This window comes from Flavobacterium sp. PL002 (assembly GCF_054165825.1).
In genome coordinates this window covers 4,379,012-4,394,326 of sequence record NZ_CM135110.1, presented here as the reverse complement: position 1 = coordinate 4,394,326, position 15,315 = coordinate 4,379,012, and the positions used below count along the sequence as shown (strand labels likewise).

The following is a 15,315-nucleotide window of genomic DNA, read 5'->3' as shown; positions in this document are numbered from 1 at the left end:
AACTTATGATTAGAATTACTCCTGCGACTACAAATGATTTTAAGACAATTCAAGACATTGCATATAAGACATGGCCTGCAACCTATGGAGCAATTTTATCAGAAGAGCAATTGAGTTATATGTTAACTAATTTTTATTCTGAAGAAACTTTAATAGATAATTTGGTTAACAAAGGACATCATTTTATTCTAGCTTTAGAAGATGATAATTGTTTGGGTTTTGCTTCATTTGAACATAATTATCAAAATAAAAATAAAACCCACATTCATAAAATTTATATTCTACCAGAAACCCAAGGAAAAGGTATTGGTAAAAAGTTACTAGATGCTGTGGAGCAATCTGGTCTAGAGATAGGTTCAGATATCCTTTCTTTAAATGTAAATAGATACAATACGGCACTTGGTTTCTATAAAAAAAATGGTTTTGAAATAACAGAAGAGGTCGACATCACTTTTGGTGAAGGTTACCTTATGGAAGATTACATTATGGAGAAAAGATTGTGATTTTAACATATTTATAATTAAGGTATTTTTTTTAAACCTAATTCAATTAAAAAATTAAAACATGGTTTCAGTACAAGAGGCATTTTCGATACTTAAAAATAAGCTACCTGAACCAAAGGAAGTAGAATATCTTTTGCCAAAAGCGCGTAAACATGTTGTATCACAATCTTTGTATTCTCCCATAAATATGCCCCCGTTCCGACAATCAGCGATGGATGGATTTGCAATCAACTTTCATGATAGTTTGAATTATGAAATTATAGGTGAAGTAAAAGCAGGAGATAGCCACCAAGTTAAATTACTATCTGGTCAAGCAGTCAAAATATTTACAGGTGCGGCCGTTCCTGATTCGGCTTCAGCGGTGATCCAAATCGAAAAAGTTTCGGTTAAAGAAACTATTTTAAAACTAGAAGAACATCCAAAATTAAATTCAAATATCCGACCAATTGGCGAACAAACTACCATAGGCGATCTGGCTCTTGAAAAAGGTTCGGTACTTAATGCCGCCGCCATTGGGTTTCTAGCAGGTTTGGGATTTACCAAAGTAAAAGTATATCAAAAACCCGCTATTGGAATTCTGATTACAGGAAACGAATTGGTGAAACCCGGAAATCCATTAGAATACGGAAAAGTGTATGAAAGTAATGGAGTTATGCTGGAGTCAGCGTTGAAAGATGCATTTTATGATGCTGTTACTTTGTATGAAGTAAATGATAATTTCGAAAATACTAAAAACAAAATACAGCAAGCCTTATCCGAAAATGATGTGGTGCTAGTTTCTGGCGGTATATCAGTAGGAGATTATGATTTTGTAGCGCAGGCCTTAAAAGAACTAGAGGTGGAAACCTTATTTTATAAAGTAAATCAAAAACCAGGAAAACCTTTATTTGCTGGTAGACTAAAAGATAAAGTGGTATTTGCTTTACCGGGCAATCCAGGAGCTTGTTTGACTTGTTTTTATGTGTATGTGTTACCTACACTAACCATTCTTTCGGGAAAAGCAACTAACTACAATCAAACCGATCGCAAAACAATCAGCCACGATTTTAGCGTGAATAACAGCCGTTGTCAATTTCTAAAAGCCAATGTTGAAGGTGATACTGTTACCATTTTATCACATCAAGCTTCCTCGATGTTGAATTCTTTTTCGGTAGCCAATAGTCTTGTTTTTGTGTCTGATGGTAACTACGAAATCGTTAAAGGTTCACAAGTTGCTGTTTATCATATATAATTGATACTTCTTTTCGTTATATTTGTAAAAGTATAACGAACGTATTTTAGTTTTGAAGATAAAGAGTAAAATTTGGATAGAAACAGAGGAAGGCATTCTCATTAGCGAAGGTCGTGTTCAATTATTGAAATTGATTGCCGAAACGGGTTCGCTCAATAAAGCAGCCAAAGCGATGAATCTATCCTACCAAAAAGCCTGGAAATTAGTAGACGTTTCTAATAAAGCGGCAAGCAGCCCTTTGATAGCAACCCAAGTAGGTGGAAGCAAAGGTGGCGGTACAGTATTAACTCCCTATGGCGAATCACTTATAACCTCTTTCGAATCTATTAATGCAGCCTGTTGGGAGTTTCTTGACGAACAGCTCAAAAAACATTCCCTATGACTGCAGTCCATTTATTTGATACCCCTTTGTTATTGCTTTTGTTAGCTATCGTTGCTTTTTTGTATGCTTGCGTAGGCCACGGAGGAGCAAGCGGGTATTTGGCATTAATGAGTGCTTTTGCTTTTCCGGTAACATTTATGAAACCAACTGCTTTAGTACTTAATATTTTGGTTTCGGGAATTGCCTTTTACTTTTATTATAGAGAAAAAAAATTCAAATGGAACTTATTTTATCCTTTTGCAATAACCTCGGTTCCTTTTTCATTTTTGGGTGGCTATCTTACGGTTTCCACTTTTTATTATAAAATAATTTTGGCGACAGCCTTAATTTTTGCGGTGATGCGGTTGTTGGGTTTATTAGGAAAAACGAAGGAGGAGATAACACCCGTAAATATATACCTAGCCTTATTTGTGGGAGCTGTCATCGGACTTTTGTCTGGTTTGATAGGTATTGGCGGCGGTATTATATTGAGTCCTGTAATCCTTCTTTTAGGTTGGGGGACAATGAAAGAAACGGCAGCGGTTTCGGCCTTGTTTATATTTGTTAACTCGATATCCGGAATTTCTGGTTTCTTGCTCCAAGGCGGATTGCTTCCAGAATCGTCGTTGCCATTGATAGCCATTGTTTTTATAGGTGGTTTTTTTGGAGCTTATTACGGAAGCAAGAAATTCAACACACTGGTTTTACGAAATGTGTTGGCCGTAGTGCTCTCCATAGCGATTTATAAATTATATGTAACCGCATGAAAAATACAATAACAGCATTTATACTAGCAGGCGGTAAAAGCCAACGCATGGGAACCGATAAAGGTTTGTTGCCTTTGAACGGAAAACCATTTGTCAGCCATATCTGTGAAGCTGTAAGTCCTATTGTGGGCGAGAATATTGTTATTGTTTCCTCGAATACCGACTATGATTTTTTGGGGTATACCCGAATTGAAGATATAATAAAAGACAAAGGACCTGTGGGCGGAATTTATACTGCTTTGCAACAGTCCAAAACAAAATTAAACTTTGTTCTAAGCGTGGATGCGCCTCTGGTCACCACCGAATTGTTGCTTTGGATTCTCGAAAATCATTCGGAATCCTTTTTAATGACGCAAGTGCAGGCCAATGACAAAAGTTATCCTTTGATTGCAATTTACGACCAATCGGTGGTGACTGTTTTTGAAGAAAACTTGAGAAACGACCAATTAAGATTGCGACGCGTACGAGATGAGGTGGCGCATCAAACCATTGTAGTTCCCGAAAAATGGAACGATCAAGTGCAAAATATAAACACACAAGAAGAATATCAAAAAATAATATCATGATTATAAATATCAAATATTTTGGTTTACTGGCTGATATCACCAAGAAGAAAGAGGAGCAAATGACGTTGGATGAATCCAATTTTTCGGTTGCTTTTTTAAAATCTAAAATGGAATCAGCGTATCAAGAATTACAAAACACCAATTATTCAGTTGCTGTGAATCAAGCAATGGTGGGCATGGATTCCAAGATAAAAGATCAGGACGTAATTGCATTTTTGCCACCATTTGCGGGAGGATAAAAATTAAATTCCAATATTAAATGTCACCCTGAGCGCAGTCGAAGGGCCAAACTCCAAAATGAAAAAAGATAATTTAGATACATCAGCAGTGGCAGTTCCCCCTTCGGGGGATAGCGGGAGATATACCAGACAAATAGCGCTACCCGAAATAGGAGAGTTAGGCCAGCAGAAATTACAGAACGCTCGTGTCCTAGTAATTGGTGCAGGTGGTCTAGGTTGTCCTGTTTTGCAGAATTTGGCTGCCGCTGGAGTGGGTTTCATCGGAATTGTAGATGGTGATATCGTTGAAGAAACCAATTTACATCGACAATTATTATACACTTTAAAAGATTGCGGGAAGAGCAAAGCAGCAACAGCCGCTACCGCAATTAAAGAACTGAATCCCGATGTTGAAGTTAGGGTGTTTCCTGAGTTTTTTAATACTCAAAACGCCTTTGCAATTGTGAATGATTATCAGATTATCGTAGACTGTACAGATACGATTAGTGTTCGTTATTTGATTAATGATGTTTCACTAGTCAAAAAAGTTCCTGTTGTTTACGCGTCAATTTACAAATTTGAGGGGCAGGTTTCGGTTTTTAATTATAAAAATGGGCCGAGTTACCGTTGCTTATTTCCTCAAAAGGAGGGTTTGAATGCCGTTCCAAATTGCGTTAGTTCTGGAGTTTTGGGCGTTTTGCCGAATACACTTGGTGCGCTTCAAGCTACCGAAGTGCTAAAGATTATTCTGGAAATAGGAAGTGTACTATCGGGTAAATTGCTGCTTTATGATGCATTGCAGTATCAAACGCAAATAATTGATTTTACAAAAAATCCTAGAGAAATTGAAAAAGGGCTTAGAAGCGGAATAAATATCCTCACCCCCAACCCCTCTCCGAAGGAAAGGGGAGTCGAAACCGAAAAAAGGGGACAGCGTTTTATACCAGTTGAAAATTTAAAACAAGAAATTTTTTTAGAAAAGTGTCGTCATGACCATTGCGTAGTCATTGACATTAGAGAAGTCTACGAAGAACCGAAATTCAATGAGCAAAATGTAGTAAACGTACCTCTTGCTGAGTTGGAAAACTATTGCGGTAAGCTTGATAAATCGCAAGAGATTGTTTTATTCTGTCAAAGCGGACAACGAAGCCAATTGGCTTTGGACTATTTAAAAAAAGAAGGATTTACAAAGCTTTCTCATCTTGAAAAAGGAATTGAATCCATAAAAATACATTTAGAAACTAAATAAAAATACCAATATAATGGCAACAACAAAACCTAAAAAAAGCTCTTTTATTCAAGGAGCGATAACATCAGATTTCATTGGAAATGCTATTGCGAAGCATCAAAGTAAAACATCTATTGGGGCTCATAATATTTTTTTAGGGCAAGTTCGTGCCGATGTTATTGATGGGAAAACGGTTGTAGCTATCGAATATTCGGCTTATGAGGAAATGGCTGAACAGACTTTTTATGAAATTCGTGAAGCGGCTTTCGCCAAATATGAGCTTTCATGTCTGCATATTTATCATAGCCTAGGAACTGTAAAAACGGGGGAGATTTGCCTTTTTGTTTTTGTGTCGGCACCAAGGAGAAAAGTGGTTTATGAAGCCTTGGAGTTTTTGGTTGAAGAAATCAAAGAAAAGACCGCTGTTTTTGGTAAAGAAATAATGGAAGACGAGAGTTATAGTTGGAAAGAGAATTCTTGAGAGAGGATAGAAGCAAGAAAAGAGAGTTTAGAGTAGAAAAAGGTTTTTTAATAGATTACGACTGATTCCTAATATTTTGTATCAAGGCACAGTTAAAGAGGTTTATCCTTTGGCTTATAGTAGTAATTGATAAATTGGAACTTGATTTAATAACGGGGTTTGCGTGAGGGATTGAAGTGGAAATCCTTTTTTGTGGCTTTTTCTGCCGCAAAAAAGATTGTAACGGAAAGCCCGACCCGTAGGGACACGCCCAAATAATATAAACACAGCCAAAAGCAATAAAATGGTAGACATTACACATAAAATAATTACGCTTCGCACCGCAACGGCACAAGCCATCGTAAAAGTAGGCTCGGCAGAAACGATGAAAGCGATTTTGGATAAAACAGTTCCCAAAGGCGATGTGCTAGAAGTAGCTAGAACTGCAGGGCTTTTTGCAGTAAAAAATACTTCTAATTCTATTCCGGATTGCCATCCTATGCCGATTGAATATACGGGAATCGACTATGAATTTTTGGAGGATTCGGTTTTAATTAAAGTTACCGTAAAAGCAATTTACAGGACTGGTGTTGAGGTCGAAGCCATGCATGGTGCTTCGATTGTGGCATTAACGATGTACGATATGCTGAAACCGATTGACAAACAAGTGGAAATTTCGAGCATTAAATTATTGCATAAAAAAGGCGGAAAATCAGATTATGGCAACAAAGAAGTTCAGGATTTATCGGTAGCGGTAATGGTCTGTTCGGATAGTGTTTCTAGTGGAAAAAAAGAAGATAGAGCTGGAAAAGTAATCTCGGATAAAATCAAGAATTTAGGACTAAGTGTTTCTAATTATATCGTTATTCCGGATGAGGTTTTAGACATTCAGGACACCATTAATAAACTATGTGCTAAGAATATGGACTTGGTTATCTTGACTGGCGGAACAGGATTGTCTGATCGAGATGTCACGCCCGAAGCGGTGATTCCGTTGTTAGATCGCCGCATTCCAGGCATCGAGGAAGCGATTCGTGCGTACGGTCAGGATCGCACGCCTTACGCAATGTTGTCCAGAAGCGTTGTCGGTTTTAAAGGAGATACATTAATTATGGCTTTGCCAGGTTCTACTGCAGGAGCTGGGGAATCAATGGATGCTGTTTTTCCTTCGGTTTTGCATTTATTCAAAATTTTAAAAGGATTCAACCATGGAAAATAACATTCAAATGCAGGATACTCATGGTCGCGGACACAGCTATTTGCGTATTTCAATTACAGAAAATTGTAATTTGAGATGTACGTATTGTATGCCGGCCGAAGGGATTTCGCTTACGCCAAAAGCCCATCTGATGACTGCAGATGAAATTGTTACTATTGCACAAACTTTTGTCAATCAAGGTGTAAATAAAATCAGGCTGACTGGTGGAGAGCCTTTGGTTCGAAAAGATGCTAAAGATATTATGCTGCGACTTGGAAAATTAGGAGTCGAACTCACACTGACTACTAATGGAATCCTGGTTCATGATTTTATAGATACATTCAAAGAAGCAGGTGTTCACACCTTAAACCTGAGTATTGATAGTTTGCAAAAAGAGAAGTTCAACCAGATAACCCGAAGGAATTATTTTGATAAATTCAATGAAAACTTGGAGTTGCTTGACGCCAATGGTTTTCAGTTGAAACTGAATGTAGTGGTGATGAAAGGTTTTAACGACAATGAAATCATTGATTTTATCGAATTGACCAAAAACCGAAACATCCAAATTCGGTTTATTGAATTTATGCCTTTTGATGGCAATCAATGGAACAAGGAGAAGCTGGTTTCTTATGCCGAAATCCTTTCGCAAGTCAATGATAAATACACTGTTGAACAAGTGGAACGCTTGATAGATAAACCACACGATACCGCCAAGAATCATAAAATAGCATCTTACAAAGGGAGTTTTTCGGTGATTAGTTCCGTTACTAATCCCTTTTGTAGCAGTTGCAATCGCATCCGTTTAACCGCCGATGGTAAACTTAAAAACTGTCTTTTCTCCAATTCTGAAACTGATTTATTGCAAACTTTGCGTTCTGGAGGAGCTATTGAGCCACTTATTTTTCAGAATATAAAATCGAAACACGCCATGCGTGGTGGCATGGATGACGATGCTAAATTTCAAAACCCAAAACTATTTTCTCAAAATAGAAGTATGATCAAGATTGGGGGTTGATTTAATAAATTAGGTTATAATTATTTGAATATAAAGTACTAATACCTCCTTAAAAACAGAAAAAAGCGGTAAATTTATAGTATCATTAGTTATTGATTTTTATTAAATACATGAGAATGAAATTCAGATTTTACACTTATTTTACCATTTTGTTTGTGGTGTTTTCTTGTTCGAAAAAAGCAGAAGGAATACAACCCACCGTTAGTGATGTAACCGAAAGTGTCTATGCATCGGGAGTCATTAAGGCAGACGATCAATACACCGTTTTTTCTACCGTTAATGGCATTCTACAAACTATAAAAGTCACCGCTGGACAATCAATTAGTCAAGGGCAGTTATTATTCGAAATAGAAAGCAAAAAAGCCGACCTTGATACCCAAAATGCACAATTGACATACCAATTGAGCACAGAAAACAGTCGTTATATTCAGGATCGAATTGTGGAAATAGAAATGAAGGTGCAGGCTGCAAAAGACAAACTGACTCTTGACGAATCTATTTTGAATAGAAATAAAAAAGTGAGGGCGCTGGAAGGAATTTCTGAGGTTGATTTTGAAAAAATCGAACTGACCTATAAAAGTTCTAAAATCAATTACGAAAGTACCAAAAAACAATTGGCACAACTTAAGGCACAATTAGAAAACGATCAAAACCGCAATAGTAATCGACTAAAATACTCGCAAAATTCGCAAAGTGATTACAGTATAAAAAGTGCTTTTACAGGACGTTTATTTGATGTTTTGGTCAAAGAAGGAAGCTTGGTGACCAATCAGACTCCGCTTGCCATTATCGGTAAATCAGATTCGTTTTTATTGGAATTAGAAGTAGATGAAAATGATATGGTTCGAGTAGCTATTGGTCAAAAAGTGGTGGTAACGATGGACAGTTACAAAGGACAAACTTTTGACGCTACGGTCGATAAAATTTATCCCATCATGGATGAGCGTTCCCGTACGTTCAAAATCGAAGCGCACTTTGTAAATCCACCTCAAAAATTATATCCTAACCTCACGGCCGAAGCCAATATCGTTATCAAAACCAAGAAGAACGCCGTAACGATTCCGAGAAGTTATTTGATAGATAACCAATATGTACTGGTAAATGAAGATGAAAAGAGAAAAGTAAAAATAGGATTGAGCGATTACGAAAAAGTAGAGATAGTTGCAGGATTGAAAAAAGAAGAAACTATTTATACTCCAAAAAAGTGAATTACAAACTAATTTTAGATATCGCTTTTCACTTGCTTAGAGCCAGACTGAAACAAACAATTGTTGCCGCAGTTGGGGTTACTTTTAGTATTGCTATGTTTATTTCTTTGGTCAGTTTTATGAGCGGCTTGAATGGTTTACTTGATGGCTTAATGCTCAATAGAACACCTCATATCCGAATGTTTAATGAAGTAAAACCATCGGATAATCAACCTTTGTCTTTGTCGAAAGATTACAACGGAAATACTGTTTTCATTCATTCGATAAAACCAAAAGACAGAGGGAAATCGATCTACAACAGCATGTCGATTATTAGGACTTTGAAGCAAGACAAACGCATAATTGATGTCGCACCAAAGGTAACGGCTTCGGTTTTATATAATTCGGGAACTATTGAGATTTCGGGTATGGTAAACGGAATCGATGTGGTGGCAGAGAATACTCTTTTTAAGATTAGCGATTACATCAAAGAAGGAAAATTATCAGATTTATTTCAGAATAATAGCATCATTATAGGTAAGGGGTTGTCGGACAAAATGTTGCTTTCGGTTGGAGATATAATCAAAGTTTCTACTTCCAACGGTACATTATCTTCTTTGAAAATTGTCGGAATTTCTGAAACGGGTATCGCCGATATCGATAATATGGCGAGTTATACTTCATTGGCTACAGCCCAAAAAATAGTTGGTCAGCCTAAAAATTATATCACTGATATACAAGTTAATTTGTATAACAAAGAAAATGCGGTGGCTATTGCCCATGAATTTCATACCGTTTTTGATGTCGATACTATTGATTATTTAGCAGCAAATGTGCAATTTGAAACTGGAAGTTCAGTCCGAAGCATTATTTCGTATGCAGTGGGGATTGTTTTATTGATCGTGGCTGGTTTTGGGATTTATAATATTTTGAATATGATGATTTACGAAAAAATGGATAGCATTGCAATTCTCAAAGCAACAGGATTCTCAGGCAGTGATGTAAAATGGATTTTTATATCCCTTTCTATCATTATTGGTGTTACGGGAGGTGTATTTGGGTTGATTTTTGGTTTTATCTTTTCGAGTATAATTGATGTGATTCCTTTTTCATCACCATCAGTACCTTCGGTAACCACTTATCCCATTGATTATAATAGCAGTTACTATGTTATCGGACTTGTATTTGCGCTTTTCACAACCCTTATCTCTGGTTTTTTTCCAGCCATGAAAGCGAGTAGAGTAGATCCAGTTGAAATTATTAGAGGAAAATAAGATGAAAGAAACGATATTAGAAACCAAAGGCTTAATTAAATATTTCTATAATCCCAGCAAATTTCAGGTGATTAAAAATGTCGATTTAAAAATACTGCAAGGAGAGTTTGTTTCGATTGTTGGGAAATCAGGTTGCGGTAAATCGACTTTATTGTATTTGTTATCGACCATGGATACCGATTATGAAGGGCAATTATTCATTCATAATCAACTAATCACTGGACAATCAGATCAGAATTTAGCGAAAATCAGAAATGAGAAAATTGGTTTTGTATTTCAATTTCACTACCTACTACCCGAATATAATGTACTCAACAATGTGATGCTTCCGGGGCTGAAATTAGGGAAATATTCTAAGAAAGAGTTAGAGCAAAGAGCATTGAAGCATTTAAAAACGCTAGAAATTGAGCAGCATGCTTTAAAAATGCCCAATCAATTGAGCGGTGGAGAAAAACAGCGCGTTGCCATTGCTCGTGCCTTAATAAACGATCCTTTGATTATCATGGGCGATGAACCAACGGGAAACTTGGATCGAAAAAGCGGGGATGTTGTATTTGATATCTTCAAAAAATTAGCTACCGAGTTCAATCAAACAATCCTAATTGTTACCCATGATCCTGATTTTGCTCATAAAACGGATCGAATTATTACTATGGAAGATGGTAGAATAATTTTTTAATATTTATTCTAATTTTTGGAGACAATAGTAGCATCAAAAATACTATTAAAAAAACTCCTAATTTCTAATCTATCAACGATTTAGAAGTTAGGTGTTTTTTTTATTTTATATCGAAATCCTTTAAAATGATCTTAATTCCTTCTTGATAGGTTGTTACTTTAAAATCAGGGAATCGATTTTTAAATTTTGCTGAATCAAAGATGTTTTCAATTTTATATCGAGGTAGTAATTCTTGTGTTTCTTTTAGATTTTTATTGAAATAAGCCCCGATTTTTAAAACAAAAGAACTTAACACAGTGTATGCAACTGGACGACCAAGTTGTTTTTCGATTTCTAAAAAAAAATGTTTGTACGTAAGTCTGTTATCATCACAAGGCAGGTGCCAAGTTTGTCCGTAGGCATCGGGAGTATTTCCTATCAAGGCCATAGCTTTGCTCGCATCAGGAGTGAAAATTAACGTTCGTAACACATTGTCTTTTAAGAATACTTTGGGCTCTTTATGTTGTCTTAAATTTTCAAAAACCATTGTATTAGTCAATCCTTTTGTTTTTCCAGGACCGTAGAATTCAGGTGCTCTACAAATAACAGCTTCGATTTCTTTATTAGCTATCGCTTGCAATAGCAAATCGGCGGCTAGTTTTTTTCCTCTTCCTTTTTTTCCTTCAGAAGTTAATGGCGTTTTTTCTATTTGAATACTACTATCCTGTGGATAAGCATAGGTATTGTCAAAGTAAACCAATTTACATTTATTGATCTTGCAAGCAGCAATTGCGTTTCTCAATACAATTTGCCAATCACGAAGCCAAATTTCAGAATCATAGGGTAAGCCTACAGTCAGATACGCAATATCAGTATCTTGGAGCGCTTCAATGACGCTTTTGAGATCAAGTAAATTTGCTTTAAAAAGTTCGTCATCGGGATTTACTTTCTCTGGATTTCTACCTACTAATTTTATTTTTGATGTATATTTTTTACGCAATTCACGAGCTAATTCTTCGCCTATAATTCCGTTTGCGCCTAGTATCGTTTGCATGTTATATTGTTTTTTAGATCCCTAATTTGCATGCTAAGTTACAAAGCTAATAGTGGAATCTATTGTATTATTATGGTTTTAAGTTTTAATTTTCCCATTCATAATTTTATTTAATTAGTTATAAATTTATGTATAATTTTAAAATGCAGTTGTTTAAAAATGTAAATTTACAAACTGTACTTAATAATTAGATTATGAAAAAAATAAATCAAATCGCATTAGTATTTCTTGCTATAGTGACGATTGCAACTTCAGGTTGTGCTGAAAAAAAACACGATGATAAAGCGGTTGATAAAATTGTAGACGATATAGAAACCGCTATGGGTGGAAAAAAAGCTTATGACGCCATCAAAACTTTAGAATGGAGTTTTGTAGGTAGAAAACTGTATTGGAATAAATGGACTGCTGATGTACGTGTTGAAAACCCTAAAGATAACCAAGTAGTATTAGTAAATGTCAATACGATGAAAGGACAAGCTTTTGAAAATGGGACATTAGTAACAGATGCAACTAAATCTGCAGCTCTTTTACAAAGTGCCAAAGAATGGTGGATTAACGACTCTTATTGGTTAGTTATGCCATGGAAATTACAAGACAAGGGCGTAACCTTAACCTATGTAAAAGAGGATAAATTAGCAGATGGGAAAGAGGCTACTATATTGCAAATGACTTTTGATGGAGTAGGAGTTACTCCAGAAAATAAATATTGGATTTATGTAGAAAACGATACTCACCTAATCAAGCAATGGGCGTACTATAACGATTTTAACGACGAAGCCCCTGCTTTCTTAAAACCATGGAGTGATTATAAAAAGATCGCTGGAGTTCTTTTTTCTTATGATCGAATGAATGAAAAGGTAGGACCAACAAATGTTATAGCTAACAAAGATTATGGTCCAGACTTTTTTACTAAGTTGTAATTAGTTAAAATGATAAAAAGCCTTCAAGAGACCAACTCATCTATTGAAGGCTTTTTTTAATTTTATAACAACAGCTCTAAATTAGTTCAAATAAAGTAATCAGTAAATATATTGTTATACTTTAATTCTAACGGTTCTATTGTATTCACGACTATAGATACTATTTCTAAAGCAGTACTTGTGGTTTAATTAAAAATACTTTTTTAATTTTTCGATCAAAAAAGGCATTCGTTTTAAAAGGAAAAAGGGACTCAACTTTTAAGTAGATGAGTCCCTTTTTATACTATGATGATTGTTAACTTACAATTTTTTCACGTACTGAGTAATGATGACAATGGTTTGTCCATCTACTTTTCCTTCGATATATTCAGCATTTTCATGATCTAATCTAATGTTACGAACAGCAGTTCCTTGTTTTGCAACCATGCTAGAACCTTTTACTTTTAGATCTTTAATCAATACAACAGAATCTCCTACTTCTAGAATGACCCCATTACTGTCTCTATGAACGATTTTATTCTCTTCTTCAGCACCTTCGCCAGTAGCTTGCGCCCAAGCTAAAGTATCATCGTCAAAATACATTTGGTCAATTAATTCTTGTGGCCATCCTGCAGCACGCAAACGGCTTAACATTCTCCAAGAAACAACTTGAACGGCAGTATGCTCACTCCACATGCTATCGTTAAGGCATCTCCAGTGGTTTAAATCTTCGTTACCAGGAGTCTCAATTTGGTCAATACAAGTAGCACAGGCCATAATAGCTTCGTCAATTCCGCCTTTTTGAGTTGGTAAAACTTGATATACTTTTAGGTTTTCAGTATTTCCACAAAGTTCACATTTTGATCCACTACGTTTGTTCAATTCTCTATCTATACTCATTATAAGGCTGTTTGTTTTTTGCGAAAGTAAGGTTTATTGGCTTTTTTGCCAAATTATTACAAGGTCACTTTATTATTAATTTTATTTTACACGAACCGCTGGCGGAACGAGTTTTTGGTATTCTCCACCGTTTCTTAATACGTCTCTAACAATGCTAGAACTTATGTATGAAGTTTTTGCAGCTGTTAGTAGGAAAACCGTTTCTATTTTAGAAAGGTACCTGTTAGTATGTGCAATGGCTTTTTCGAATTCAAAATCGGCTGGATTACGTAAACCACGTAAAATAAAATTAGCTTTTACTTTTTTACATAAGTCGATAGTTAAACCTTCATAAGTAATCACCGAAATTTTAGGTTCATTTTTAAAAGTTTCTTCAATGAATCTTTTTCTTTCCTCTAGAGTAAACATGTATTTTTTCTCGGCATTTATCCCAATGGCAATTACGATTTCATCAAATAGTGGAATTGCTCTTTTGATAATATCTTCATGTCCTAAAGTAATGGGATCAAAAGATCCTGGAAATATGGCTTTTCTCATTTCAATTATGATTAATGAATTAAATTTTAATAGCAATACGGTTTATGTAATCCGAATGGTTTTAATTGCTGCTTCACATTCTTTATTTTTGCAGCAAGCAAAGTGACATTGTCTTTTAGAATTATTAAAAAGCCAGTTCTATTGAATTTGAAAATAAGTCCGTCAATGAAATTCCAGCTGCTTCGGCTTGTTGCGGTATTAAGCTCTCTGGTGTTAATCCAGGAACGGTATTCATTTCTAACATGAACGGCTCATCATTAACGATAATAAATTCTGTTCTTGAAAATCCTTTCATTTTTAATAATTCGTAAGCGCGTTTTGCAATTTCGCCTACTTTTTTGGTCATTTCATCAGAGATTCTAGCTGGAGTAATCTCTTGGGATTTTCCTTGGTATTTTGCTTCGTAATCAAAAAAGTCATTTTCTGATACGATTTCAGTAATAGGAAGTACGATAATCTCCCCTTTATAATTGATCACTCCTACAGTAACTTCCATTCCGTCAAGGAAACTTTCAATAATGATTTCGTTGTCCTCTTGATACGCAAATTCTATGGCAATAGGTAATTCGGCTTCCGTTTTTACTTTAGATATTCCAAAACTAGAACCCCCTTTATTAGGTTTTACAAAACAAGGTAAACCTACAGTATTTACAATTTCGCTTGTTTTTATTACGTCGCCTTTATTTAAATAGTAAGATGTAGCACTTTTAATTCCGTATGGTTTTAAAACTGATAAGAAATCTCTTTTATTGAAGGTAAGTGCTGCTTGGTAATAGTCACATGAAGTTTGTGGGATTTCAAGTAATTCAAAATACGCTTGCATTAATCCATCTTCCCCAGGTGTACCGTGAATAGCGTTAAAAACGCAGTCGAATACTATTTTAGTACCATTTACATTGATAGAAAAATCATTTTTATCGATTGGGAATTCATTATTATTAGCATCAACATATACCCATTTTTCTTTAAAGATATGCACACAGTAGCCGTTGTATTTTGTTTTATCTAGAAATTTATAAACGACGTTTCCGCTAATAAGAGAGATTTTGTATTCGCTGGAATAACCGCCCATGATTATGGCAATGTTTTTCATTTTTGTTTGTTTAATGTTTCTAGTAGGCTTGTATGGTAGTAACATACCACTAGTTTTATTGATTACTTTAACGTGTTTTAGCCCCGATAGTAGCGGCATCCCACACTTTTTTGTGTGGATACAGCGGATAGCGGGAATAGCTCCTAATGATTATAATAGCAGCACT

Annotated in this window: 18 protein-coding genes; 14 read left to right on the top strand and 4 right to left on the bottom strand. The window is 35.5% G+C overall.

The window, feature by feature from the left end:
* Window positions 1-5: 5 nt before the first annotated feature.
* From ACVEGE_RS19210 to ACVEGE_RS19150, 13 genes are all read left to right on the top strand, one after another.
* Window positions 6-503: a GNAT family N-acetyltransferase gene (locus ACVEGE_RS19210; RefSeq protein ID WP_192501748.1), complete on the top strand. Its 498-nt coding sequence runs from the start codon at window positions 6-8 to the stop codon at window positions 501-503.
* A gap of 61 nt (window positions 504-564) precedes the next feature.
* Window positions 565-1,734: a molybdopterin molybdotransferase MoeA gene (locus tag ACVEGE_RS19205; RefSeq protein WP_192501747.1), complete on the top strand. Its 1,170-nt coding sequence runs from the start codon at window positions 565-567 to the stop codon at window positions 1,732-1,734.
* Window positions 1,735-1,786: 52 nt separating this feature from the next.
* Complete coding sequence (locus ACVEGE_RS19200) at window positions 1,787-2,116, top strand: winged helix-turn-helix domain-containing protein (RefSeq protein WP_225738176.1); 330 nt, start codon at window positions 1,787-1,789, stop codon at window positions 2,114-2,116.
* Window positions 2,113-2,862: a sulfite exporter TauE/SafE family protein gene (locus ACVEGE_RS19195; RefSeq protein ID WP_192501746.1), complete on the top strand. Its 750-nt coding sequence runs from the start codon at window positions 2,113-2,115 to the stop codon at window positions 2,860-2,862. The genes ACVEGE_RS19200 and ACVEGE_RS19195 overlap by 4 nt, the downstream gene beginning before the upstream one ends.
* Window positions 2,859-3,428, top strand: a complete 570-nt coding sequence (mobA, locus tag ACVEGE_RS19190; protein WP_192501745.1) for a molybdenum cofactor guanylyltransferase — start codon at window positions 2,859-2,861, stop codon at window positions 3,426-3,428. Before ACVEGE_RS19195 ends, mobA begins: the two co-directional genes overlap by 4 nt.
* Window positions 3,425-3,667: a MoaD/ThiS family protein gene (locus tag ACVEGE_RS19185; RefSeq protein WP_192501744.1), complete on the top strand. Its 243-nt coding sequence runs from the start codon at window positions 3,425-3,427 to the stop codon at window positions 3,665-3,667. The genes mobA and ACVEGE_RS19185 overlap by 4 nt, the downstream gene beginning before the upstream one ends.
* Window positions 3,668-3,725: 58 nt before the next feature.
* Window positions 3,726-4,895: a HesA/MoeB/ThiF family protein gene (locus ACVEGE_RS19180; RefSeq protein ID WP_192501743.1), complete on the top strand. Its 1,170-nt coding sequence runs from the start codon at window positions 3,726-3,728 to the stop codon at window positions 4,893-4,895.
* 13 nt (window positions 4,896-4,908) lie between these two features.
* On the top strand, window positions 4,909-5,355 hold the full coding sequence (locus ACVEGE_RS19175) for a molybdenum cofactor biosynthesis protein MoaE (protein ID WP_192501742.1): 447 nt from the start codon (window positions 4,909-4,911) through the stop codon (window positions 5,353-5,355).
* Window positions 5,356-5,614: 259 nt separating this feature from the next.
* Window positions 5,615-6,553 carry a bifunctional molybdenum cofactor biosynthesis protein MoaC/MoaB gene (moaCB, locus tag ACVEGE_RS19170; RefSeq protein ID WP_370567002.1) on the top strand — a complete coding sequence of 313 codons (939 nt, stop codon included), beginning with the start codon at window positions 5,615-5,617 and terminating at the stop codon, window positions 6,551-6,553.
* A complete protein-coding gene (gene moaA, locus ACVEGE_RS19165; protein ID WP_192501740.1) occupies window positions 6,543-7,547 on the top strand; it encodes a GTP 3',8-cyclase MoaA in 1,005 nt (334 codons plus the stop codon). Before moaCB ends, moaA begins: the two co-directional genes overlap by 11 nt.
* A gap of 116 nt (window positions 7,548-7,663) precedes the next feature.
* Window positions 7,664-8,755 (top strand): efflux RND transporter periplasmic adaptor subunit, encoded by a 1,092-nt coding sequence (locus ACVEGE_RS19160; protein WP_192501739.1) that lies wholly within the window; start codon window positions 7,664-7,666, stop codon window positions 8,753-8,755.
* A complete protein-coding gene (locus tag ACVEGE_RS19155; protein WP_192501738.1) occupies window positions 8,752-10,008 on the top strand; it encodes an ABC transporter permease in 1,257 nt (418 codons plus the stop codon). Before ACVEGE_RS19160 ends, ACVEGE_RS19155 begins: the two co-directional genes overlap by 4 nt.
* A gap of 1 nt (window position 10,009) precedes the next feature.
* Complete coding sequence (locus ACVEGE_RS19150) at window positions 10,010-10,687, top strand: ABC transporter ATP-binding protein (protein ID WP_192501737.1); 678 nt, start codon at window positions 10,010-10,012, stop codon at window positions 10,685-10,687.
* 100 nt (window positions 10,688-10,787) lie between these two features.
* Here ACVEGE_RS19150 and ACVEGE_RS19145 read toward each other — a convergent pair whose 3' ends face one another.
* The gene (locus ACVEGE_RS19145; RefSeq protein ID WP_192501736.1) at window positions 10,788-11,720 is read right to left on the bottom strand and encodes an NAD-dependent epimerase/dehydratase family protein; all 933 of its coding nucleotides are present in this window, start codon (window positions 11,718-11,720) and stop codon (window positions 10,788-10,790) included.
* 194 nt (window positions 11,721-11,914) lie between these two features.
* Between ACVEGE_RS19145 and ACVEGE_RS19140 the strand changes: the two genes are divergently transcribed.
* A complete protein-coding gene (locus ACVEGE_RS19140) occupies window positions 11,915-12,640 on the top strand; it encodes a hypothetical protein (RefSeq protein WP_192501735.1) in 726 nt (241 codons plus the stop codon).
* 300 nt (window positions 12,641-12,940) lie between these two features.
* On the opposite strand, the gene ACVEGE_RS19135 is transcribed toward ACVEGE_RS19140, so the two are convergent.
* The 3 genes from ACVEGE_RS19135 to ACVEGE_RS19125 all read right to left on the bottom strand — a co-directional run bounded on the left by ACVEGE_RS19135 (window position 12,941) and on the right by ACVEGE_RS19125 (window position 15,149).
* Window positions 12,941-13,519, bottom strand: a complete 579-nt coding sequence (locus ACVEGE_RS19135) for a PhnA domain-containing protein (RefSeq protein ID WP_192501734.1) — start codon at window positions 13,517-13,519, stop codon at window positions 12,941-12,943.
* Between the two features lie 81 nt (window positions 13,520-13,600).
* On the bottom strand, window positions 13,601-14,056 hold the full coding sequence (gene coaD, locus ACVEGE_RS19130) for a pantetheine-phosphate adenylyltransferase (RefSeq protein WP_173853445.1): 456 nt from the start codon (window positions 14,054-14,056) through the stop codon (window positions 13,601-13,603).
* Window positions 14,057-14,180: 124 nt separating this feature from the next.
* The gene (locus ACVEGE_RS19125; protein ID WP_192501759.1) at window positions 14,181-15,149 is read right to left on the bottom strand and encodes a D-alanine--D-alanine ligase; all 969 of its coding nucleotides are present in this window, start codon (window positions 15,147-15,149) and stop codon (window positions 14,181-14,183) included.
* Window positions 15,150-15,315 lie beyond the last annotated feature (166 nt).

What these genes read in the sequence shown, in the direction of transcription:
- ACVEGE_RS19210 (WP_192501748.1), top strand. Translation starts at nt 6, where the DNA reads ATGATTAGAATTACTCCTGCGACTACAAATGATTTTAAGACAATTCAA.
- ACVEGE_RS19205 (WP_192501747.1), top strand. Translation starts at nt 565, where the DNA reads ATGGTTTCAGTACAAGAGGCATTTTCGATACTTAAAAATAAGCTACCT.
- ACVEGE_RS19195 (WP_192501746.1), top strand. Translation starts at nt 2,113, where the DNA reads ATGACTGCAGTCCATTTATTTGATACCCCTTTGTTATTGCTTTTGTTA.
- mobA (WP_192501745.1), top strand. Translation starts at nt 2,859, where the DNA reads ATGAAAAATACAATAACAGCATTTATACTAGCAGGCGGTAAAAGCCAA.
- ACVEGE_RS19185 (WP_192501744.1), top strand. Translation starts at nt 3,425, where the DNA reads ATGATTATAAATATCAAATATTTTGGTTTACTGGCTGATATCACCAAG.
- ACVEGE_RS19180 (WP_192501743.1), top strand. Translation starts at nt 3,726, where the DNA reads ATGAAAAAAGATAATTTAGATACATCAGCAGTGGCAGTTCCCCCTTCG.
- ACVEGE_RS19175 (WP_192501742.1), top strand. Translation starts at nt 4,909, where the DNA reads ATGGCAACAACAAAACCTAAAAAAAGCTCTTTTATTCAAGGAGCGATA.
- moaA (WP_192501740.1), top strand. Translation starts at nt 6,543, where the DNA reads ATGGAAAATAACATTCAAATGCAGGATACTCATGGTCGCGGACACAGC.
- ACVEGE_RS19160 (WP_192501739.1), top strand. Translation starts at nt 7,664, where the DNA reads ATGAAATTCAGATTTTACACTTATTTTACCATTTTGTTTGTGGTGTTT.
- ACVEGE_RS19150 (WP_192501737.1), top strand. Translation starts at nt 10,010, where the DNA reads ATGAAAGAAACGATATTAGAAACCAAAGGCTTAATTAAATATTTCTAT.
- ACVEGE_RS19145 (WP_192501736.1), bottom strand. Translation starts at nt 11,720, where the DNA reads ATGCAAACGATACTAGGCGCAAACGGAATTATAGGCGAAGAATTAGCT.
- ACVEGE_RS19140 (WP_192501735.1), top strand. Translation starts at nt 11,915, where the DNA reads ATGAAAAAAATAAATCAAATCGCATTAGTATTTCTTGCTATAGTGACG.
- ACVEGE_RS19135 (WP_192501734.1), bottom strand. Translation starts at nt 13,519, where the DNA reads ATGAGTATAGATAGAGAATTGAACAAACGTAGTGGATCAAAATGTGAA.
- coaD (WP_173853445.1), bottom strand. Translation starts at nt 14,056, where the DNA reads ATGAGAAAAGCCATATTTCCAGGATCTTTTGATCCCATTACTTTAGGA.
- ACVEGE_RS19125 (WP_192501759.1), bottom strand. Translation starts at nt 15,149, where the DNA reads ATGAAAAACATTGCCATAATCATGGGCGGTTATTCCAGCGAATACAAA.